Source organism: Actinomadura sp. 7K507 (genome assembly GCF_004348425.1).
In the GTDB taxonomy this organism is placed as follows: domain Bacteria; phylum Actinomycetota; class Actinomycetes; order Streptosporangiales; family Streptosporangiaceae; genus Spirillospora.
Genome location: NZ_SMKK01000088.1, coordinates 1 through 20,265 on the forward strand (window position 1 = coordinate 1; position 20,265 = coordinate 20,265).

The 20,265-nt window shown below is 72.9% G+C and carries 16 protein-coding genes; 6 read left to right on the forward strand and 10 right to left on the reverse strand.

Features of this window, described 5'->3' with window-relative positions:
* From E1285_RS20735 to E1285_RS20750, 4 genes are all read right to left on the reverse strand, one after another.
* Positions 1 to 278: hypothetical protein (locus tag E1285_RS20735; protein ID WP_207946698.1), on the reverse strand; the 278-nt coding region annotated here is incomplete at its 3' end.
* Positions 279 to 330: 52 nt separating this feature from the next.
* Positions 331 to 3,195, reverse strand: coding sequence for an AAA family ATPase (locus tag E1285_RS20740; RefSeq protein ID WP_132154514.1), 2,865 nt, complete (start codon positions 3,193 to 3,195; stop codon positions 331 to 333).
* A gap of 124 nt (positions 3,196 to 3,319) precedes the next feature.
* On the reverse strand, positions 3,320 to 4,270 hold the full coding sequence (locus tag E1285_RS20745; RefSeq protein WP_132154516.1) for a serine hydrolase: 951 nt from the start codon (positions 4,268 to 4,270) through the stop codon (positions 3,320 to 3,322).
* Positions 4,267 to 5,229, reverse strand: a complete 963-nt coding sequence (locus tag E1285_RS20750; RefSeq protein WP_132154518.1) for a LysR family transcriptional regulator — start codon at positions 5,227 to 5,229, stop codon at positions 4,267 to 4,269. The genes E1285_RS20745 and E1285_RS20750 overlap by 4 nt, the downstream gene beginning before the upstream one ends.
* A 164-nt stretch (positions 5,230 to 5,393) precedes the next feature.
* Here E1285_RS20750 and E1285_RS20755 point away from each other — a divergent pair, with 164 nt between their 5' ends.
* Positions 5,394 to 7,046, forward strand: a complete 1,653-nt coding sequence (locus tag E1285_RS20755) for a penicillin-binding transpeptidase domain-containing protein (RefSeq protein WP_243722942.1) — start codon at positions 5,394 to 5,396, stop codon at positions 7,044 to 7,046.
* 13 nt (positions 7,047 to 7,059) lie between these two features.
* Here the strand turns inward: E1285_RS20755 and E1285_RS20760 are convergent, their stop codons facing one another.
* The 3 genes from E1285_RS20760 to E1285_RS20770 all read right to left on the reverse strand — a co-directional run bounded on the left by E1285_RS20760 (position 7,060) and on the right by E1285_RS20770 (position 10,453).
* Positions 7,060 to 8,205, reverse strand: a complete 1,146-nt coding sequence (locus E1285_RS20760) for an MFS transporter (RefSeq protein WP_165966691.1) — start codon at positions 8,203 to 8,205, stop codon at positions 7,060 to 7,062.
* 100 nt (positions 8,206 to 8,305) lie between these two features.
* Entirely contained in the window at positions 8,306 to 9,286 is a 981-nt protein-coding gene (gene bla / locus E1285_RS20765; protein ID WP_132154524.1) for a class A beta-lactamase, read from the reverse strand.
* Positions 9,287 to 9,439: 153 nt separating this feature from the next.
* Positions 9,440 to 10,453: a LacI family DNA-binding transcriptional regulator gene (locus tag E1285_RS20770; protein WP_132154526.1), complete on the reverse strand. Its 1,014-nt coding sequence runs from the start codon at positions 10,451 to 10,453 to the stop codon at positions 9,440 to 9,442.
* A gap of 115 nt (positions 10,454 to 10,568) precedes the next feature.
* Here E1285_RS20770 and E1285_RS20775 point away from each other — a divergent pair, with 115 nt between their 5' ends.
* Positions 10,569 to 11,774, forward strand: a complete 1,206-nt coding sequence (locus E1285_RS20775) for an MFS transporter (protein WP_132154528.1) — start codon at positions 10,569 to 10,571, stop codon at positions 11,772 to 11,774.
* Positions 11,775 to 11,786: 12 nt separating this feature from the next.
* Here E1285_RS20775 and E1285_RS20780 read toward each other — a convergent pair whose 3' ends face one another.
* Positions 11,787 to 13,475, reverse strand: a complete 1,689-nt coding sequence (locus tag E1285_RS20780) for a phospholipid carrier-dependent glycosyltransferase (protein WP_132154530.1) — start codon at positions 13,473 to 13,475, stop codon at positions 11,787 to 11,789.
* A gap of 61 nt (positions 13,476 to 13,536) precedes the next feature.
* On the opposite strand from E1285_RS20780, the gene rsmI reads away from it, so the two are divergent.
* Entirely contained in the window at positions 13,537 to 14,385 is an 849-nt protein-coding gene (gene rsmI, locus E1285_RS20785) for a 16S rRNA (cytidine(1402)-2'-O)-methyltransferase (RefSeq protein ID WP_132154532.1), read from the forward strand.
* A 147-nt stretch (positions 14,386 to 14,532) separates the two neighbouring features.
* The gene (locus tag E1285_RS20790; RefSeq protein WP_132154534.1) at positions 14,533 to 14,841 is read left to right on the forward strand and encodes a hypothetical protein; all 309 of its coding nucleotides are present in this window, start codon (positions 14,533 to 14,535) and stop codon (positions 14,839 to 14,841) included.
* A 159-nt stretch (positions 14,842 to 15,000) separates the two neighbouring features.
* Here the strand turns inward: E1285_RS20790 and E1285_RS20795 are convergent, their stop codons facing one another.
* Positions 15,001 to 15,321 (reverse strand): hypothetical protein, encoded by a 321-nt coding sequence (locus E1285_RS20795; RefSeq protein ID WP_132154536.1) that lies wholly within the window; start codon positions 15,319 to 15,321, stop codon positions 15,001 to 15,003.
* Between the two features lie 100 nt (positions 15,322 to 15,421).
* Here E1285_RS20795 and E1285_RS20800 point away from each other — a divergent pair, with 100 nt between their 5' ends.
* Complete coding sequence (locus tag E1285_RS20800) at positions 15,422 to 16,603, forward strand: IS630 family transposase (protein WP_207946699.1); 1,182 nt, start codon at positions 15,422 to 15,424, stop codon at positions 16,601 to 16,603.
* 40 nt (positions 16,604 to 16,643) lie between these two features.
* Here the strand turns inward: E1285_RS20800 and E1285_RS20805 are convergent, their stop codons facing one another.
* Complete coding sequence (locus E1285_RS20805; RefSeq protein ID WP_243722943.1) at positions 16,644 to 18,479, reverse strand: glycosyltransferase family 39 protein; 1,836 nt, start codon at positions 18,477 to 18,479, stop codon at positions 16,644 to 16,646.
* Positions 18,480 to 18,790: 311 nt separating this feature from the next.
* On the opposite strand from E1285_RS20805, the gene E1285_RS20810 reads away from it, so the two are divergent.
* Positions 18,791 to 20,203 (forward strand): glycosyltransferase family 2 protein, encoded by a 1,413-nt coding sequence (locus E1285_RS20810; RefSeq protein ID WP_243722944.1) that lies wholly within the window; start codon positions 18,791 to 18,793, stop codon positions 20,201 to 20,203.
* The last annotated feature ends 62 nt before the right edge of the window (positions 20,204 to 20,265 follow it).

Consider the following 20,265-nt stretch of genomic DNA (forward strand, 5'->3'; position numbering starts at 1 on the left):
CCCCGCGCCTGCCCGCCCCCTGCCTGCCCAGGACGTGCCAGACCGGCCGCGACGATCTCGTCGTCGTCGTGCCCGAGCACGCGCAGGTGATCGGTGAGGGCGTGTGGACGGGACGGCGCGTAGCCGATGCCCCAGCGCCGCTGCACGCCCGCCGGGAACCCGCGTCCCGCCAGGTAGGCGGGCACCCAGCTCTTCCCGAGCCGCGCGCGGAACCATACGTCGGCGTCGGACATGATCCCGTGCGGGCCCGTCGCGGGCCCGTCGCCTGTCCGCGGCATGGCGGCCTCCTCGCCGTAGGCGGGCGGGGAAGCCACCACAGGTCATACCCGCTCAGAGGTACAAGCCGAAGAATTCCTCCGGGTGATCCAGAAGCGGGGGCAGATCGTCGGCCGTGAGCGTGATCAGTTCCTTCTTGCTGGGGGGCTTGGCGGCGGAGGGCTTGCGGCCCGTCCGTCCCTTCGCGCTCTTCTCCTGGGCGGCGGCGGCGACGGCGGCGGACGCGACCCGGTCGGCCTGGTTCGCCACGGCGACGTCCAGCATGTTGCGCATCAGGCGGCCGTTGCCGAAGGACGGGCCGCGGGGAGCGCGGCGCAGCATCGTCAGCAGGACGTCGTCGGTGCCGGGCGCGAGCCGGAAGCCGTCCCCGGCGGCGAGCTGCCCGAACACGGTGAGCAGTTCGTCGTCGGTGTAGTCGGGGAAGTGGATCTGCTTGGGGAAGCGCGAGTCCAGGCCCGGGTTGGCGGCGAGGAACTCCACCATCTCCTGCTCGTATCCGGCCACGATCACCACGAGGTCGTCGCGGTGGTCCTCCATCAGCTTCACCAGCTCGGCGATCGCCTCGTGCCCGTAGTCGCCCTTCATCGGCGACTGCGTGAGCGTGTACGCCTCGTCGATGAACAGGACGCCGCCGAGCGCGCGTTCCACCAGCCTGCGGGTGCGGGGCGCGGTCTGCCCGATGTACTCGCCGACGAGATGGGCGCGGGACGCCTCGACCAGATGCCCGGACGACAGCACCCCGAGCCGCTTGTAGATGCGGCCGAGCAGCCGGGCCACCATCGTCTTGCCGGTCCCGGGGTTGCCGGTGAACACCATGTGCCGCGTCGGCGGGGTGATCGTCAGCCCGGACTCGCTGCGCAGCCGCGCCGCGTGCGTCCCGGCGACGAGCAGCGCGATCTCGTGCTTGACGGTGGCGAGGCCGGTGAGGTCGCGCAGCTCGGCGAGCGGGTTGCCGGTGGCCTCCGAGGTGTCCAGCGTGTCTGGGATGTCCTGCTTGCGGATGACCAGCCTGGCCGTGGGGGACGCGGCGTCCGGCGACTCGGCGTCCACCGCCGATTCCCGCGCCGTGCCCGTGGTGGTGCCCGCGGTGGTGCCCGCGGTGCCCGCGGTGTCCGTGGCCGAGTCCGCCGTCGCGTGCTTGCGGGCCTGCGCCGTGGTGACGGCCTGGTCGGCGAGATAGGGGGCCAGGCGGGCGTTGCGGAGCGTCTGCATCGGAGGTGTCGCGGCCAGCAGCGCGCCCGCCGCCTCGACCGCCTGCCGCGTCCCGCGGGCGCCGCGGGCGTCCAGGGCCCGGCGGAACAGCTCGGCGTGGCCCCGCGCGCTGAACGGGTGGGTCCGCGCGATCCGGAACCGCTGCGGCAGGACGGGGTTGATGCCGCGGATCCGTTCCTCGCCGCCCGTGTCGCACAGCGCCACCAGATGCAGGTCCGGGTGGATCGCCAGCAGCCGGTGCAGCTCGGCGGCGATGGCCTCCCCGTTGCCGGGGTCGGTGACGATGCCGTCCAGCCCCTCGATGACGAGGAGCCGGTCGCCGGCGCAGTCGCGCGCGTCGGCGTGGAGCCTGGCGACGGCGTCCGAGAGCCGCTGGCCCGTGTACAGGTTGTCGGTGATCCAGTGCGGGTCGCGCCCGAGCGCCAGGGCCCTGCCGAGCTCTTGGGCGGCGTCGCGCTTGCCGGTGCCGTCGGGGCCGGAGAGCAGCAGCCGGACGGGCTCGTCGCCGCGGGTCAGCTGGTCCAGCGCCTCGACCACCTCGGGCTGCTCGACCAGCGACGTCGCGAGCTCCGCGCGCCCGCCCGCCGACGCGCCCGCCCCCGCGCCCGCCGGCGCCGAGGCGAGGCCGGCGCGCTCCGGGACGCTCTTCAGCGTCTCGGTGAGCGGGTTGACGACCCGGCGGCGCGGCGCGTACAGCCGCCGCAGGTCGGTCTGGAACTGGCCGACGGGGATCCACTCGGCCTTCGGGAACCACGGGTCACCGGGCAGCCCCTGGACGACCGCGATGAACCGCATCGCCATGTCGAGCCAGCCCCGGCAGGCGTCGGCGCCGCCCGCGACCAGCGCCCGGACGAGCCAGGCGCGCGTCCGCTCCTGCCAGGCGCCCGGCTTGAACCCGCGGCGCTCGACGGGGAACCGCTGCTGCAGCTCGTGGTACCGGTCCTCGCCCAGCGCGGCGGCCAGCTCCGCCGGGACGTGCTCCATGCTGCCCTGCAGGAGCAGCTGGATCAGGTGGACCTCGACGCTCTCGTCCCGCGGCGCCGCCTCCGTCAGACGGTCGTAGGACGCGAGCAGTCCCGCGCACACCCACTCCAGGTAGCCGACCGGGCCGAGCAGCTCGGGCACCGCCGTGACGATGTCGTCCCCGGCGTGCGCGTGCCAGAGCTCCCGCAGCTCCATCTTCGGCACGTTCACGTCGCACACGGGCGCGTCGTCGTACAGCCGCAGCAGCGCCTTGCGGCGTTCCTCCAGCGGCTCGATGCCCTCCAGGACGGACAGGCAGTCGCGGGCCAGGTCGATCGCGAGCTCCCGCTCGGGGGCCTCGATCAGCCAGTCGACCGGCGGGCGCCACCGCCCGCCCGGCGCGTCCCAGCGGGTCATCCGGGTACTGAGCGGTCCGGGGTTGACCAGATGCCGGTGCAGCAGCCGCTCCGGGAGCTGCGACCACGAACCCGCCTTGATCGCGCCGCCGCCCGGCAGGAACGCCAGCATGCCGAAGATCTCCGCGGTGACCAGCGACGCCGGCAGCGTCAGGAGCTTGTGCTCGTCGGTGGTCAGCTCCGCGGCCCGCGGATCGGCCGCCAGCCCGTCGATCCGCGCCGAGATCTCCTCGAACAGCCCGTCCGGGACCCGCCACGGACCGTGCGAATAGACGTCGAGCACCGGCTCGTCGGTGAGCAGTAGCTCCAGATGCTCCGGCAGCCGCAACGAATTCTCCCCAAGAGTGATCAAAGCCGGGGTACAGCTTATGTTTCCCGGAGGTGTGCTGGCTTAGCGGTCGCGCGGATCGGTGGTAATGGGCTCCTCCGGCAGGGTGTCCAGGCGGGGCCCGTCAGGGACGGCGGAGCGACTCCACGGCCATGCGGGCCGCGGTGCCGATCACGGCGTCCGCCCGCGGCAGGACGGCGACCGGCAGCGGCGACCTGGTGAACACCGCGACGGCGTACCGGCCCCCGTCCGGGTACTCGACCGCGCCGACCTCGTTGCGGAGCGTCGGCAGCGTCCCGGTCTTGCCGCTCACGACGACGTCGTCGAAGGGGAAGCCGGACGACAGGCGGTGCGGCCAGACCTGGAGGCCGAACAGCCGCCGCATCGCCGCGCACCCGTCCGGCGGCGCGGCCTCGTCCCGCCAGATCATCGACAGCAGCCGGGTCATGTCGCGGGGCGTGCTGCGGCTCGTGCGCAGCGGGTCGAGGGCGCGCAGCCGGGCCAGCACGCCGGGCTCGTCCAACCGGGGCCACACGTCCGCGAAGCTGGACACCCCGGCGTCCGCCAGCAGGGATTCGTGCAGTTCGCGCCCGCCGCACTCGACGATCGTGTCGCGGAGCCCCAGCGCGGCGGCCGTCGCGTTGACGGCGTCCCGGCCGACGCGGTCGAGGAGGACGTCGGCGGCGGCGTTGTCGCTGACGGTGATCATCAGGAAGGTCAGGTCGCGGAGCGACATGCGGACCTCGTCCTGCATCCCCGATATCCCGGTCGGGCCGGCGGTGCGGTCCCGCGGGCGCAGCGTGACCGGCTCGGCCGGGTCGAGCAGGCCGTCGGCGGCCTGCCGGTGGAACGTGACGAGCAGCGGCACCTTGAAGACCGAGGCGAGCACGACGGGATCGCCGGCGCGGACCGCGACCTCCCGGCCCGTGTCGATGTCCGTGACGTGCAGGAAGCCGGTCACCCCGGCGGCCCGGAACTCCGCTTCGATGCGCTGGGTCACATCCGCCCGGACCTCCGTCACGCCTTCCCTCTGCGGGGGGCCGGTGCCCCACGCCCCCCGGTTCGCTTCGCTCATGCTAGGAATCCCGAGGACGGGCGCGGGATCACGCGGCGGGCGGGCGCGGCGTCCGGCGGCGCCATTCCGGCCTCGCTGCGCAGGACGGCGGTGGCGACGGCGGTGAAGTCGGCGATCGCGCGGGCGTGCTCGGGGTCGGCCGCCCGCCGCCACGCGCACGACGTCCGCCACGCCAGCGGTTCGCCCGCCAGCGGGCGCCATGTCACCCCGGGGGTGTCGTCGACGCGGGGGACGAGGGCCACGGCCGTCCCGGCGAGGACCAGCCCCAGCGCGAACTGCGGGTGCCGCGCCTCGTGGACGTCGGCGGGCGCGTAGCCGTGCCTGCGGCAGGCCGCCAGCAGGTCGTCGTGGGCGCCGGGCGCCTCCTCGCGCGGGGACACCACGAGGTCGCGCCCGCCGAGGTCGGCGAGATGCACCTCGGGCGACGCGGCCAGGCGTGCCCCGGAGGGCAGCAGCACGCCGAGCGGCTGGCCGAGCATCGGGCCGAGTTCCAGGTCGCGGGAGTCGCACGGGTGCCGCACGACCCCGGCGTCCAGCGCGCCCTCCGCGAGCGCGCGGACCTGATCGGCCGTCCCCGTCTCCCGCAGGTCGAGCCGCAGGTCCGGGCGGCGGGCGCGGAACGCGGCGATCAGCGCGGCGACGATCGGGCCGCCGAGGTCGCTCGGCAGCCCCGCCCGCACCGTGCCGACCTCGCCGAGCCTGGCCCGCTCGGCGACGGAGTAGACGCGATCCACGCGGGTGAGGATGTCACGGGCCTCGTCCAGCAGCAGCCTTCCGGGCGCGGTCAATTCCACCTTCCGGCTGGACCTGTCGAACAGCCGGACGCCGAGTTCGCGCTCCAGCCGCTGGATACGCTGGCTCAGCGGCGGCTGCGCCATGCCGAGACGCTCCGCCGCACGGCCGAAATGCAGCTCTTCCGCCACGGTGACGAAGCACTGCAGATGGCCGACGACGTTCACGACCGGCAACGATATCAATCGGCGTATCTCTGTGACACTGATATCAATCTTGGACATTTCGGCGTTGGGCTGGTGTTCTTGTGCCTTGATCGAGGGGGGCCGCCGACGAGACTCCGCCAAGGAGCACCGCGAAGCGACCCCCTCAAGGGGGCGAAAGGAGATCGATGATGCACCGGACCCGTGTGATCATCGCCGCGGGCGTCGCGGTGGTGGTCCTGATCGTGGGGGCGGGAGCGGTGTGGTTCCTGCGGCGGGGAGACGACCCGAGAGACACCGCGGAGCGTTTCCTCGCGGCCTGGAGCGGCGGCGACGTCGCCGCGATGAAGGTACTGACCGACGGCCCGCCCGCCGACTTCGACAAGCGCGTCGCCGCCATGCGCACCGACCTGGGCGTCACGCGCCAGCGCTACACCGTCGCCTCGGTCGGCGACGCGGACGACGGCAAGGCGGGCGGGGCCTACACCGCCGAGCTGACGCTCGCCGGCGACCGGGCCTTCGAGTACGACGGGGTCCTGCCGCTCGTCGAGCGGGAGGGGGAGTGGCGCGTCAAGTGGTCGACGCAGCTCCTGCACCCGGACCTCAAGGACGGGCAGAAGCTGATCGCGTCCCGCGCCTGGTCCGACCGCGCGGCCGTCCTCGCGGCGGACGGCAGCGACCTGAGCGGCTCGAAGTCCGGGTCCGCCCGGCAGCTCGCCGGGCCGCTCGGGCCCGCGTCCGCCAAGGCGGTGAAGGAACTCGGCGCGCCCTACCGCGAGGGCGACACGGTCGGTGCGGACGGCCTGCAGAGGCAGTACGAGCGCCGGCTCGCCGGAACGCCCGCCCTCGCCGTGCAGATCGTCGACGCCGAAGGCGACGCGGTGAAGACGCTGCAGCGGTACGGCGGCAAGGCCGGCGAGCCGTTGAAGACGACCATCGACCCGGAGGTGCAGACCGCCGCCGGCGAAGCGCTCGGTGGAGCGAAGAAGCCCGCGTCCATGGTCGCGCTGCGCCCCTCCACCGGTGAGATCCTCGCCGTGGCGAACAAGCCCGGCGGCTACAACCGCGCCCTGATGGGCCAGTACCCGCCCGGCTCCACGTTCAAGGTCGTCACCGCCGCCGCCCTCGTCGCGGACGGCCTGGGCGTGCGCACGCCGGTCGCCTGCCCGGCCACCACCAAGATCGGCGGGCGCTCGTTCCACAACTACGAGGACGAGGACTTCGGGAGGATCCCGTTCCGCGAGGCGTTCGCGCACTCGTGCAACACCACGTTCGCGCGCCTCGCCGTGGACGAGCTCGGCCAGGAGCGTCTCGCCCAGGTCGCGGGCCAGTTCGGCTTCAACGTCCCGATCATCGCCGGGCTCCCCGCCGTTCGTGGCGCGTTCCCCGGCAACAAGGACGACGCCGCGTTCGCTTCGGCCTCCTTCGGCCAGGGCCAGGTGCTGACCAGCCCGCTCAACATGGCGGGCGTCGCCGCCGCGGCGGCAGACGGCACCTGGCGCTCGCCCCGCATCGTCGACGCGGCCCTCGCCTCGCAGGCCGCCGACGCCGAGGGCCGCAAGCCCGTGCCGCCGAAGAAGCTGGAGCCCGCGGTGGAGAAGGCGCTGCAGGCCCTGATGCCCGCCGTCGTCAGCGAGGGGACCGCGTCCGACGCCGGCTTCCCGTCCGGGACCGCCGGCAAGACCGGGACGGCCGAGTTCGGCTCGGGCGAGGAGCCGCCGACGCACGCCTGGTTCATCGGCTACCGCGACGACGTCGCCTTCGCCGTCATCGTCGAGGACGGCGGCACCGGCGCCGAAGCCGCCGCCCCCATCGCCGCGAAGTTCCTGAAAGGGCTCTGAGGAGGGGCGGCGGTCACGCCGGTAGCCGCCCGCGGACGCAGGCGGCCAGGAGCGCGAGGCCGGCCAGGCCGGTGAGCGCGGCCGCCGCGCCCGCGGCCCCGGCGTCGAAGAGCGCGCCGACGGCCAGGGCGCCGGCGAAGGCCACCATCCCGGCGAGGAACGACGACGTCCCGAGGTACGCGCCGATCCGTTCGGGCGGCGCGTGCCGCGCGACGACCTGGAAGATCGACGGCTGCATGAGGCCCGTCCCGAGCCCGCCGAGCACGGCCGCGGCCAGCAGCCCCGCGGCCTGCGCGGCGTCCCCGTCCCCGGCGAGCGCGGCTCCGTCCAGCGGGACGAGCGCCAGGTACCCGGCACCGGAGAGGACCAGCCCGGCCCGCAGGACGCCGGGTCGGCCGGCCCGGCCGCCGGAGGCGCACCAGGGCTGGACGGCGGCGACCACGGCGGCGGCGACGCAGAAGAACATGGTCGTCCAGCCGGAGGTGAAGCCCTTCAACGGGACGACGGTCGTGGTCCCGCCGACGAGCAGGGTGGAGGGGGCGGCGAGCGCGGCGAACCGGAGGAACGGGCGGTCGCGCGACACCGCGCCGATGCTCCGCGCCAACGTCCGGGGCGCCGAGGCGCCGGGCACGCGCGGGGCCGCGGGGAGCAGCAGGAAGAGCGCGGCGGCGATGCCCCACGCGGCCGCCGCGGCGGCCGCGAGCGCGGGGAACCCGCCGCCGCCCAGCAGGACCAGCCCGGCGGGCGGGCCGATCACCGCGGAGACGTGCCCGCCGATCAGGTATGTCCCGTAGCCGCCCGAACGGCGCGCGGGCGACAGTCCCGCCACCACCGACTGGGCGGCCGGATGGTAGACGGCGCCGCCGGCGCCGAGCAGGACGGCCGCCGCGGTCAGCCCGGCGAGTCCGTCCGCCGTGCCCAGCAGAGCGAACCCGCAGGCGCGGAGCACGCACGCGAGCGTCCCGGCCCGGGGCGCGCCGAGCGCGTCCGTCAGCGCCCCGACCGGCAGCAGCAGCGTGTACTGGATGAGGAGCCGGGCGCCGAGCACCAGGCCGATCGTCCCGGCGGCCAGCCCTACGCCGTCGCGCAGATGGGCGACGACGTGGGCGAACACGGAGTAGAAGCCGAGCCCGATGGCGACCTGGACGGTGGCGATCACCAGGATGGTCCGGCGGTCGGCGGACCTCCCGCCGGAAGACGGGCCCCGGGCCTGAAGCGGACGCGCGGACGCGGTGGTACGGCCCGGGGCCACGGCGCCTCTAGCCCGCCGGCCGCAGCGCGCGGACCAGGGCGGAGGCGGCCTTGGCGATCGCCGCGGGGTCCTCGGTGCCGTCCGCCGCCCGCCGGTTGGTCGTGACGACGATGATCAGCGGTGCCTCGCCGGACGGCGGCCAGGCGATCGCCGTGTCGTTCGCGGTGCCGTAGACGCCGCCCGTGCCGGTCTTGTTGCCGGCCGTCCAGCCTTCCGGCAGCCCGGCCCGGATGCGGTCGGCGCCCGACTCGGTGGCCTTCATCCAGCCGATCAGGCGGGTCCGGTCGGCGGGTGCGAGCGCGTTCCCGGTGGTGAGCGTCCGGAGGCCGTGGGCCCAGCCCCGCGGCACGAGGGTGTCGCGGACCTCGCCGGGCTTCCAGTCGTTGGCCTCGGGCTCCCAGCGGTCATGCCGGCTGTGCCGGTCGCCGAGCGAGCGGAAGAACGCGGTGTCCCCGGCGGGGCCGCCGATCTGCTTCAGCACCAGGTTGGCGGCGGTGTTGTCGCTGACGACGATCGCCGCGCGGCACAGTTCGGCGACGGTCATGCCTGTCTTCACGTGCTTTTCGGTGACGGGGGAGTGGTCGACAAGGTCGGACTCCTTGTAGCGGATGACACGGTCCATCAGGCCGGGGTCCGAGCGGCGGGCCTTCTGCAGGACCGCGCCGCACACCACGGCCTTGAACGTGGACAGGAAGGGGAAACGCTCGCCGGCGCGGTATCCGACGGCCCGCCCGTCGCCGGTGTCGATGGCATACGCGCCGATGCGCACCTGGCGGTTCTTTTCGAGTGCGCGGAACTCCTTGTCGACCGCGCCCTGGGACGGGGCGGCGGCACGCTCCGGCGACGCTTGCAGCCCGCCGGTGGCGCTCTTCGGGGTCGCGTTCCCGGTCTCCGGGCCGCCGCCGCATCCGGCGGACGAGCCGAGGAGGGAGAGCGCGAGGCCGGTGGCCCCGAGGACGGTCCTGAATCGGGCTGATCTTGTTCGCATACGGCGAGCACACCAGTCCGCCACGACGATGTCCAATATTGATATTGGGCCCGGATCAATATGATCGCGGATATAAGTGCCGCATGAGCTGCGGGTACGTCCGGCGCTACGGCCGGTCCCGGTGCTTGAAGAACCTGTGGGCCGGGCTTCCGGTCACCGGGCGGGTGGAGCCGTGGAATCGCGGACGATCAGCTCGCCGGGAAGGACGCGGGGAGCCGGGTGGCCGCCGGACAGGAGGTCGAGCAGGGCCGTCATGCCCTGCGCGCCCAGCTCCTCGGCGGGGAGCCGGACGGTGGTCAGCTCGGGTTCCAGCGCGGTGGCGAGCAGCACGTCGTCGACCCCGGTGACCGACAGGTCGGCCGGGATGTCGAGTCCGCGCGCCCGCGCCGCCTTGTACGCGCCCGCGGCGATCAGGTCGTCGTCGCAGACGAGCGCGGTCGGCCGGTCGGGGCCGTCCAGCAGCCGCCCGGCGGCGTCCTTGGCCGAGGTGACGTCGATCGCGCAGGCGGACCGGGTCAGCCGCCCGCCGGGCAGCGCCGCGACCGCGGCGGAGAGCGCGTCGCCGCGAGCGTGGAACGTCCACTGGTCGACCGCGGCGGCCACGTGCCCGATCCGCCGGTGCCCGAGCCCGGCGAGATGCGCGACGATCGCCCGCGCCCCGTCGGCGACCCCGAAGTCGACCGTGGGGACGTAGTCGTCCGTGCGGGGGGCGTGGGGGCCGCTGTCGAGCATCACGGCGGGGGTTTCGCGGAAATCGCCGAGGGCTTCCACGGCCATGGAGGACGCGAGGATGCCGTCGATGGCCTCGTTCTGGGCGCCGAAGGGGCTGTCGGCGGGGCCTGCCGCGTCGTCCGGCCAGGTCGAGACGACGACGCCGAAGCCGTGCCGGGCGGCTACCCGGGCCGCGCCCGTGTAGACCGGGCCGAAGAACGGCGCGGTCAGGGTCGGGACGAGCAGCAGGACGGTCCGGGTGGTGCCGAGCCGCAGGTTCCGGGCCGCCTGGTTGGGGCGGTAGCCGAGGCGTTCGGCGGCGTCGCGGACGCCGCGCGCGGTGGCGGGGGAGACCCGGCCCTCCCACTTGCCGCCCAGCACGAGCGAGACCGTGGACTGCGATACCCCGGCCTCCTGAGCCACGTCCTTGCTGGTGGGACGGCCGGCTAACGACACGGGTGCCTCCTGCGGGCGGATCGGAACGGAAATAAGACTAGAGCGGAGCCGCCCTCAAGTGGTACGTATGACTCGGCAAGTAATACGTATGACTGCGATCTTGCGGGGGCCATCTATGCGCGGCTATGTCGTCTTCCTGCGGAGGCCGTACGCGGGAAGGCTGCTCGGCGGCACCCTCCTCGGGCGGCTGCCGAACGGGATGGGGATGCTCGCCGTGGTGCTCCACATCCGCGCGGACGGCGGCGGATACGCCCTCGCCGGGACGCTCGCCGCGATCCTCGGCCTCGCGACGGCCGCGGGCCAGCCCGTCCTCGGCCGCGTCATGGACCGGTTCGGCCAGCCGCCCGTCCTGCTCCCGGCGGCCTGCGCGTCCGCCGGGGGCTTCGGGCTGCTCGCCGTCGCCGGCGCCGGACCGCTGCCGGTGTCCGTCATCGCCGTGGTCATCGCCGGGTTCGCCACACCGCCGCTGGAGGCGGGGCTGCGCGCCCTCTGGCCGGACGTCCTGGACGGCCAGGAGCAGGTCGACGCCGCCTACGCGCTCGACGCGGCCTCCCAGGAGATCCTCTTCACCGTCGGCCCGCTGATCGTCGTCGCCGCGGCCGTCCTGAACACCGAGGCCGCGCTGCTGCTCACCGGCGCGTTCGGCATCGCCGGAACCCTGGTCGTCGTGCTGTCCGGGCCGTCGCGCCGATGGCGGAGCGAGCCGCGCGCCGCCGACTGGGCGGGGCCGCTGCGCTCTCCGGGGCTGCGGATCCTGCTGCTGTCGCTCGCCTGCGCGGGCATCGCGCTCGGCGTCTACGCCGTGGCCGTCGTCGCCTACGCCGAACGGTACGGCCGCGACCTGGCGTCCGGGCTGCTGCTGGCGTGCATGGCGGGCGGCGCGCTGGCCGGCGGCCTCGTCTACGGCGCCCGGCCGTGGGCGGGCGAGCCGCACCGGCGGCTGCCGTGGCTGCTCGCCGCGCTTGCCGCCGGATACGTCCCGCTGGTCCTCGCGCCCGGCCTCCCGGTCATGTCGGTGCTCGCGTTCGTCAGCGGCGTCTTCCTCGCACCCGTGCTGGCGTGCAGCTTCGCGCTCGTCGACCGGCTCGCGCCGACCGGGACCGTCACCGAGGCGTTCGCGTGGGTCGTCGCGGCGGTCGGCGCGGGCACCTCCGTCGGCTCCCTCGTCTCCGGCATCGGGCAGGAAGCCGGGGGTGTCTCCGGCGCGTTCGCCGGGGCCGGCGTCGGCGGCGTCCTCGCCCTGGTGCTCTGCCTCCTCGGCGCCCGCACGCTCCGTCCCCGTGCCGCCGCCCCGGCCGTCACCGCCGAGGCCGCCACCTGACCCCGGCGGGCGTCAGACCCAGGACTGGAACCAGATCCGCTGGTCCCAGTCGTCGTAGGGGATCGTGTCGGCGGACAGGATCGGGTGGAAGTACGCGAAGTTCGCCAGCACCACCAGCATGAACGCCCCCGCGACCGCCGCGCCGACCAGCCGCCGCATCCCCGCCGACGGGACGGGTTCCGGCGTGTGCGTCCCGCCCTCCCCGTGCGGGACGGAATCCGGCGTGTGCGCTCCGCCCTCCCCGAGCGGGTCGTGTCCACCGGGACGCACGGCATGCGCGCCCGCCACTCCGGCGGGCGCGGGTCCTATCAGATACCCGAGCACGAGGACGACCGCGAGCACCATGAACGGGATCAGGGGCGTCGCGTAGAACAGGAACATCGTGCGCTCGTTGAACGCCGAGGGGAACCAGGTCAGCCAGCCCGCCGCGAACGCGAGCAGGATCGCCCCGGCCCGCCAGTCCCGCAGCATGACCCAGATGAACGCGACGACGATCAGCGCGGCCAGCGCGCCCCACCACAGCGCGGGCGTGCCGATCCCGAGGATCTCGCGGGAGCAGCGCCCCGCGTCGCCGCACGCGTTCTTCGGCTCGGTGTAGAAGAACGCGACCGGACGCCGCAGGATCGGCCAGTCCCACGGCCACGACTGGTACGGGTGATCGTCGTCCAGGCCGCTGTGGAAGCCGAGTATCTGCCCGTGGTAGCGCCACAGGTCCGGCAGGGCCTCGAACGGCCGCCACAGCACGAAGCCGGACGCGTCGCCGCGCCCCCAGCCGCCCGGCTTGAAGATCCAGCCCCACCAGGTCGCCACGTAGGTCACCAGCCCGACCACGACGAGCTGGAAGAACGCGGGGACGGCCTCCAGCCGCATCGTCCCGGCGAACGGCGCCCGGACCCCGGCCGCGCGGCGGGCGCCGTAGTCCCACAGCACGACCATCAGCCCGAACGCGGCGACGTAGAAGACGCCCGTCCACTTGGTGGCGCAGGCCAGGCCGAGGCAGACCCCCGCGGCGTACCGCCAGCCGTGCGCGAGGAACGGCCCGTGAACCGAGGTGTCCCCGCCTTCGATCTTCTCGGCGAGGACGCGGCGGGAGCGGTCCCGGTCGTTCACCAGGCAGGCGAACCCGGCGAGGATCCAGAACATCACGAAGACGTCCAGCAGCGCGGTCCGGCTGGTCACGAAATGCAGGCCGTCCAGCGCCAGCAGCAGTCCGGCGGCGCAGCCCAGCAGCGTCGAGCCGGTCATCCGGCGGGCGAGCCGGCACAGGATCAGCACCGACAGCGTCCCGAGGAGGGCGGGCATGAACCGCCATCCGAACGGCGTCGCGCCGAACATCCACTCGCCGATCGCGATCATCCACTTGCCGAACGGCGGATGCGCCACGAACGCGGCGCCGTTGGCCCAGATGTTCGCGTCCGGGTCGGCGATGAGCATCTTGTCGGCGTTCTCGACGGTGTTGTGCTCCCAGCCGAACTCCAGCAGGGCCAGCGCGTCCTTGGCGTAGTAGGTCTCGTCGAACACGACGGCCTTCGGCGTCCCCAGCCCGTCGAAGCGCAGGTAGCCCGCGAACAGCGTCACCAGCAGCGCGCCGAGCCAGGCCAGCGGCCGGCTGCCCGGGATCGCGGGCGCGAGCCAGTCCCGGAGCGGGGGCCTGCGCCGCGACCCGACGGCCGAGGCGGGAACCAGATCCGTCGTAGCCATCCTGGGAGTTTAGGGCGTCCCCGGAACGCGGATGAGACGCCCGCGAGCACCCGGTGGGACAATGCGGCGCGTGAGTGGGAACCTGCTGCTGGGGGCGGCGCCGATCGGGCGGGCGGAGGACGCGTCCGCGCGTTTGCGGGCGGCGCTGGCCGGGACTCCGGTGATAGCGGCGGAGGACACCCGCAGGCTGCGCAGGCTGGCGGGCGACCTCGGCGTCGAGCTCACCGCCCGCGTCGTGTCCTACTACGACCAGAACGAGAAGGCCAGGACGGCGGAACTGCTGGCGGAGCTGCTGGCCGGGCGGGACGTCCTGGTGATCACCGACGCGGGGATGCCGGGCGTGTCCGATCCCGGGTACCGGCTCGTCCGGGCCGCCGTCGCCGAACAGGTGCCGGTCTCGGTGCTGCCCGGACCGTCCGCCGTCACGACCGCGCTGGTCGTGTCGGGCCTGCCCGCGGACCGGTTCTGCTTCGAGGGCTTCCCGCCGCGCAAGCCGGGCGAGCGGTCCCGGCGGCTGGAGGCGCTGGCCGCCGAGCCGCGCACGATGGTGTTCTTCGAGTCGCCGCGCCGGCTGCCCGTCACGCTCACGGCCATGGCGGACGCGTTCGGCGCGGACCGCCAGGCCGCCGTCTGCCGGGAGCTGACCAAGACCTACGAGGAGGTCCGCCGGGGGACGCTCGGCGAGCTCGCCGCATGGGCCGCGGACGGTGTCCGCGGCGAGATCACGGTGGTGGTCGGCGGCGCGCCCGAGCCGGAGGGGCTCTCGGACCCGGCCGACCTGGCGGCCGTGGTCGCCGAACGGGTGGACGCCGGAACGCCCCGCAAGCAGGCCATCGCGGACGTCGCCAAGGAGAACCGCACCCCGAAGCGCGTCGTCTACGACGCCGTCGTCCAGTCCAGGAAGAAGTAGCGGGCCTGAAGAAGTAGCGGGCCTGGTGAAGTAATCGCCGCCGGGGCGATGCGACCGGCGGTACGGGGGAATAACACCCATTGTTGGTGTTTGGCATACGGCGTTTGGAATGCGGCGTTTGGCATACCCGGGCGTACCGAGGGGGTGATGGGCGTGCGGGAGGCATGGTCGAGCCATGAGACCTGGGTCTTCGAGTGCCGGAACTGCTCGACTTACTGGAAGGAGGAGCTGGAGGTACGACACTGCGGTGACGGGCACGGGAACGCGGCCGTCATCTACGAGCGCGGCGGGCACCCCTGCATGACGCCCTGGCTGGATCGCTCCTGCCCCCGCTGCCAGAGCCAGAACGTCAAGGCGCTGTCCGCGACGCGGGGCGAGAAGGAGGAGATCCCGAAGGCCCGCGGCGGCGAGGACGTGGCGATGGTGTTCCACCTCCGCCGCGTGCACGCCTGGTAACCGCCGCACCCCGTTCGAGCGCGGCCCTACCTGAGCTGCGGGGCCGACCCGAGGCGCTGGGCCTACCTGAGCCACGGCGCCTACCCGAGCGCGGTACCTACCCGAGCGCGGTACCTACTAAGTGGTCTGCGCCGTAAGTTCCTCGGGGGCTGAGCGCGGTCAGTTGCCGAGGTAGAGGCCGCAGGCGCAGTCGAGAGCTTCTTGTGGGGTGCCCGCGGTCATGCCGTTGGGCAAGATCTGGTTCTCGTATTTCCCGCTGCTGGCCAGGTAGAGGCCGAATCCCCAGGTTGAGGCCGATCCGCCGTAGCGGAGCCGGATGAGGGGCTGCCGGTGGCCGTCGGGCCGTTCTCCTTCGACGTAGGCGAACTGGCCGTGGTAGTGGATGTGCAGGTCACGCAGTTGGGGCCAGTGCTGGCGGGCGTGCGAGCGCAGCCGCTGGGCCAGTGAAGTCTTGGTCGAGGCAGGAATCGCAGGCGGCATGCGGCCATCTTGCCTGCTGCGGCGTGTCCGGCGTGGGTGCCGGGCACGGGCGGACAAGATCGGATCTCCCCGTTCACGATCTTGTCCAGAAGGCTCTGCGGTGCCCGCCTCTCATGCTCGCCAGATCACCCTGACCGGCCCCGAACGGCGTCGGCTGACCAAGCTCGCCTCCTCCCGCACCGCTGCTCACCAGCACGTGGTCCGGGCCCAGATCGTGCTGGACGCCGCCAATGGCTGCTCCAACGCCCAGATCGCCCGCCTCCGGGGCATCAGCGTCGACACCGCCCGGCTCTGGCGCGGCCGGTATGCCGACCAGGGCGCGGCGGGCCTGGCCGACCGGCCCCGGTCCGGGCGGCCGACCCGTTTCACCCCGGCCCAGGTCACCGAGGTCAAGGCGCTGGCCTGCCAACTGCCGGCCGAGACCGGGATCCCGCTGTCACGCTGGAGCTGTGGTGACCTGGCCGATCAGGTCGTGGCCCGCGGCGTCGCACCGGCGATGTCGGCCTCCACCGTGCGCCGCATCCTGGCCGCCGACGCGCTCAAGCCCTGGCAACACCGGTCCTGGCTGTTCATCCGCGACCCGGCCTTCGCCGTCAAGGCCGACCGTGTGCTGGACCTGTACGCCCGGATCTTCGACGGCGTCCGGCTCTGCGACGACGAGTATGTGATCTCCTCCGATGAGAAGACCTCGATCCAGGCGCGCTGCCGCTGCCATCCCACCCTGCCGCCGGGCACCTCGCGCACCATGCGCGTCGAGCACGAATACGACCGCGGCGGCGCACTGGCCTATCTGGCCGCCTACGACGTCCACCACGCGCAAGTCATCGGACTATGCAGCGAGACCACCGGGATCGACCCGTTCACCGACTTGGTCGACGAGGTCATGACCCGCCAACCCTACGCCTCGGCCCGCCGGGTGTTCTGGATCGTCGACAACGGCTCCTCCCACCGCGGCCAGGCCGCGATCGACCGGCTGACCAGCCGCTACCCGAACACGGTCATGGTCCACACACCGGTACACGCCTCGTGGCTGAACCAGGTGGAGATCTACTTCTCCATCCTCCAGCGCAAGGTCCTGGCTCCCAACGACTTCACCGACCTGGACCAGGTCCAAGACCGGCTGACCGCCTTCGAGCACCGGTACAACCAGACCGCCCGGCCCTTCAACTGGAAGTTCACCCGGGCCGACCTGCAGAACCTACTGGACCGAATCCAGCAGCACGAAGAAGCCGAGCACGAAACCCAGCACCAACATCAGCCCGCTCTGCCAACCGCAGCCTGACCCCCGAGGAACTTACGACGCGGACCACTAAGCGCGGGGCCTACTTGGCCGCGACCTCCGGGACCTTCGGCTCGGCCTGCTCGGCCGGGACCTCTGGCGCGTCGGCGGCGGCGGAGCCGGGCCGCAGGCGGCGTCCCCAGCCGGCGACCGTCCTGCGGGACTCCGGCGAGAACGCCATCCCGGCGGCGAGCGCCGCCAGCGGGACGGCGGGCAGCACGTACCGGTAGTCGAACTCGGCGGTGGCGGCGGGCGCCAGCAGCAGGCCGGTCGCGAGCGTCCACGGCAGGAACGCCTGGCCGCCGAAGCGGCGCCACAGCGGGATGAGCCCGGCGAGGCCGAGGAGCAGGATGCCGCCGACCATCGTGCCGCGCAGGTAGAAGACGTCCTGGTACCCGCGGGCGATGCCGCCGAACGGCTCGACGACGCGGGTCTCGGCGTCGCCCCGCTCGTACGCCTTCGCCTCGGAGACCGCGGTCCTTCCGCCCTGCATGCGCCAGTCGGGCAGCGTCCTGCTCGTGGTCTGGCGGAACTCGTACTGCTTGTACGTGTCCGGGTCGGGGAAGACTGTCCGCTCCCATCGGAAGACCCGGAAGAAGTCGTACGCGACCACCTGCAGGTAGTCGCCGGGCTGCGCGATGATCGCCCGTTTGGCGAAGTCGTTGCTGAGCGCGTTGTTGTCGGGGCCGAACCGCATGCCGGGGTAGCGGTTCAGCGGGGACTGGGCGTTCCAGATCCCGTCCTGCGAGTTGGGCAGCCGGTTCGCGGGCTCGGTGCACAGTGCGTACTCGCGCACCGGCAGGTCGCCCATCTTGTGGCAGTCGGCGAACTTGTAGACCCGCGCGTACAGGAAGATCCCGTTGCTCTCGGTGATCGCGAACTTGCCGCTGTCGAGCTTGTACCAGCCCATGTAGGACACCACGGGCAGCATGCAGGCCGCCAGCGTGACGCCCATGAGCTTCCAGCCGCTGCGCCGGATCAGCATGTACACCAGCACGCCGAGGAGCACCGGCATCCCGACCGAGCGGGTCAGCCAGGACAGCCCGATGATCAGTCCGACCGCCGCCGCGATCTTCCAGGACGGCCGGTCGTGCCACAGCAGCAGCGTCACCGCGCTCATCACCAGGAACGTGAACATCGTGTCCGACAGCACGAGGTGCTCGAGCTGCAGCTGGTAGGCGTCCAGCAGGACCGGCGCCGCGGCGAGCGCGGCGCCCCAGCCGGGCAGCCCGAACCTGCGCCGCAGCAGCGCGTAGATCATCACGCCCATGGACAGGCCCATGAGGTGCTGCACGGCGGCGACGAGCGCGAAGCTGTGGAACGGCTTGAGCAGCACGAGCAGGAAGGCGTAGCCGTCGGGGCGCAGCGGGTGCGGGTACGGGTCGGTCGCGACGTGCAGGTAGTCGAAGCTGTCGTTGAAGAACATCACCGGCTGGTAGCCGAGCATCGCGATGACCCGGAGCAGCGCCGCTGTGGCAATGATCACACTGAAGGTCGGGTTCCGGCGTGCCAGCGTCCACAGCCCCCGGGCGCGCCGCCGCCGACCGGGTTCCGCGGCCTCGCCGGATGCGTCGTCGCCGGTGGCAGGCGATTCGCCGGCCTCGGCGGATCGCGCCGGTCCGGACTTCGGTCCGGACTTGATGGCCGTTTCCGGGTCGTCCGAAATCCCGTGGTCCGATTCTTCCGCGATCTTCGTGCCGCCGGGCGTGTCGCGGCCCTCGGCGGTTCCCGCCACGCCCGGCCCACCGTCCCGCGCCGTACCGGCGGAGTCGCTCCCCATGTCGTCGTCGCCCCCCGCGACCCTGTCCTGCGCGGCCTGGTCCGGCGCGGCGCCCGGTGCCGCGCCGAGCGCCGTGCCCTGCGGCGATTCGCCCGCCACAGCCGCACCTCCCCTTCGGTGTCCGGCCCCCGGTCCGGTGGCACTGCGTTCCCCGTCGCGCGTCACAGCCGACCCAACCTTTCCGGGCCGCTGTGCCCGTATGCTTGACGTCCTAGCCTGCCGCCCGCGACCGTGGCGGAGAGGGTCTTTCGGTTGCAAGTGGGCAACACGATACGGGTGCTCTTGACGAGAGCGGCCATCATTACCCGTCCTCGGCAGGCATCATGAACTGACGACGGGCCGCGCCGCGGAACCAATGAGATTAATGGATCACACCGCAGACGGTCACCAGGGGTAACGAAGGAGATCGCGTGGAACTCTCCGTAGTGATGCCATGTCTGAACGAGGCCGAGACGGTCGAGACCTGCGTCCGTAAGACCATCGGCTTCTTCGAGGACAAGGGCATCGACGGCGAGGTGGTCATCGCCGACAACGGCAGCACCGACGGCAGCCAGCAGCTCGCCCGCGACGCCGGCGCGCGCGTCGTGCCGGTGATCGACAAGGGGTACGGCAACGCCCTCATGGGCGGGATCGCCGCGGCGCGCGGCACGTACGTCGCGATGGGCGACGCCGACGACTCCTACGACTTCGCCACGCTCGGGCCGTTCCTGGACGAGCTTCGCGACGGCGCCGACCTCGTCATGGGCAACCGCTTCAAGGGCGGTATCGCCGAGGGCGCCATGCCGGCGCTGCACCGCTACCTCGGCAACCCGGTGCTGAGCTTCGTCGGCCGGCTGTTCTTCCGCAGCAAGATCGGTGACTTCCACTGCGGGCTGCGCGCCTTCAACAAGGAAGCGATCATGCGGCTCGGGCTGCAGACCGGCGGCATGGAGTTCGCCAGCGAGATGGTCGTCAAGGCGACCCTCCAGGGGTACGACATCCGCGAGGTGCCGACGACGCTGTCGCCGGACGGGCGGACCCGCGCCCCGCACCTGAACACCTGGCGTGACGGCTGGCGTCATCTCCGCTTCCTCATGCTCTACAGCCCGCGCTGGCTGTTCCTCATCCCCGGTCTCGTCTTCATGACTCTCGGACTGGTCGCCGGGATCGCGCTGTCGACCGGCCCGGTCACGGTCGGGGAGGTCGCCTTCGACGTCGACACCCTCGTCGGCGCGGGCGCCGCGCTGGTCATCGGCTTCCAGGCGGTGCTGTTCGCGCTGCTCACGAAGGTGTACGCGATGCAGGAGGGATTCCTCCCGCACGACAGCCGCGTCCAGAAGATCATCGACTGGTGGAGCCTGGAACGCGGGCTGCTGCTCGGCGGGCTCCTCGCGGTCGGCGGTCTGGCCGGTCTCGTCGCGTCGCTCCTGCACTGGCGGCTCAACAGCTTCGGCGAGCTGGACCCGCGCCACTCGCTGCGCATCGTCGTTCCCGCCGCGACCGCGTTCGTGATGAGCTTCCAGGCCATCTTCGCCTCGCTGTTCGTCAGCATCCTGGGCATCCGCCGCCGCCAGCACCCGCCGCTCACCGACGCGGCCGAGGAGGCCGCCGGGGTCGTGGACGCCGCCGCGCAGAGGGTCGCCAAGGGCGAGACCGACGCGACCGACACGACCGACGCGACCGACACGGCCGACCAGACCGTCGCCGCCGAGCGGGACGAGAAGGCGCAGGGCAAGAAGGTCCCCGCCGGGAAGGCGGCCGGTAAAGCGGGTGCGAAGGCCAGTGCGAATGCGGGTGCGAAGGCGGCCGAGGACGACGGCGAGGACGGCTCGTCCGGAAAGTGACGGCCAGGCCGGTTTCTGCCAGTGAGCATCTTTCATCCTCGGTGGCCGGCACCGGGTGACGG

Coding starts and splice junctions, on each gene's coding strand:
- E1285_RS20745 (WP_132154516.1), bottom strand. CDS start 4,270: ATGAGCGAAGCGAACCGGGGGGCGTGGGGCACCGGCCCCCCGCAGAGG.
- E1285_RS20755 (WP_243722942.1), top strand. CDS start 5,394: ATGATGCACCGGACCCGTGTGATCATCGCCGCGGGCGTCGCGGTGGTG.
- bla (WP_132154524.1), bottom strand. CDS start 9,286: ATGCGAACAAGATCAGCCCGATTCAGGACCGTCCTCGGGGCCACCGGC.
- E1285_RS20775 (WP_132154528.1), top strand. CDS start 10,569: ATGCGCGGCTATGTCGTCTTCCTGCGGAGGCCGTACGCGGGAAGGCTG.
- E1285_RS20780 (WP_132154530.1), bottom strand. CDS start 13,475: ATGGCTACGACGGATCTGGTTCCCGCCTCGGCCGTCGGGTCGCGGCGC.
- rsmI (WP_132154532.1), top strand. CDS start 13,537: ATGCGGCGCGTGAGTGGGAACCTGCTGCTGGGGGCGGCGCCGATCGGG.
- E1285_RS20790 (WP_132154534.1), top strand. CDS start 14,533: ATGGGCGTGCGGGAGGCATGGTCGAGCCATGAGACCTGGGTCTTCGAG.
- E1285_RS20795 (WP_132154536.1), bottom strand. CDS start 15,321: ATGCCGCCTGCGATTCCTGCCTCGACCAAGACTTCACTGGCCCAGCGG.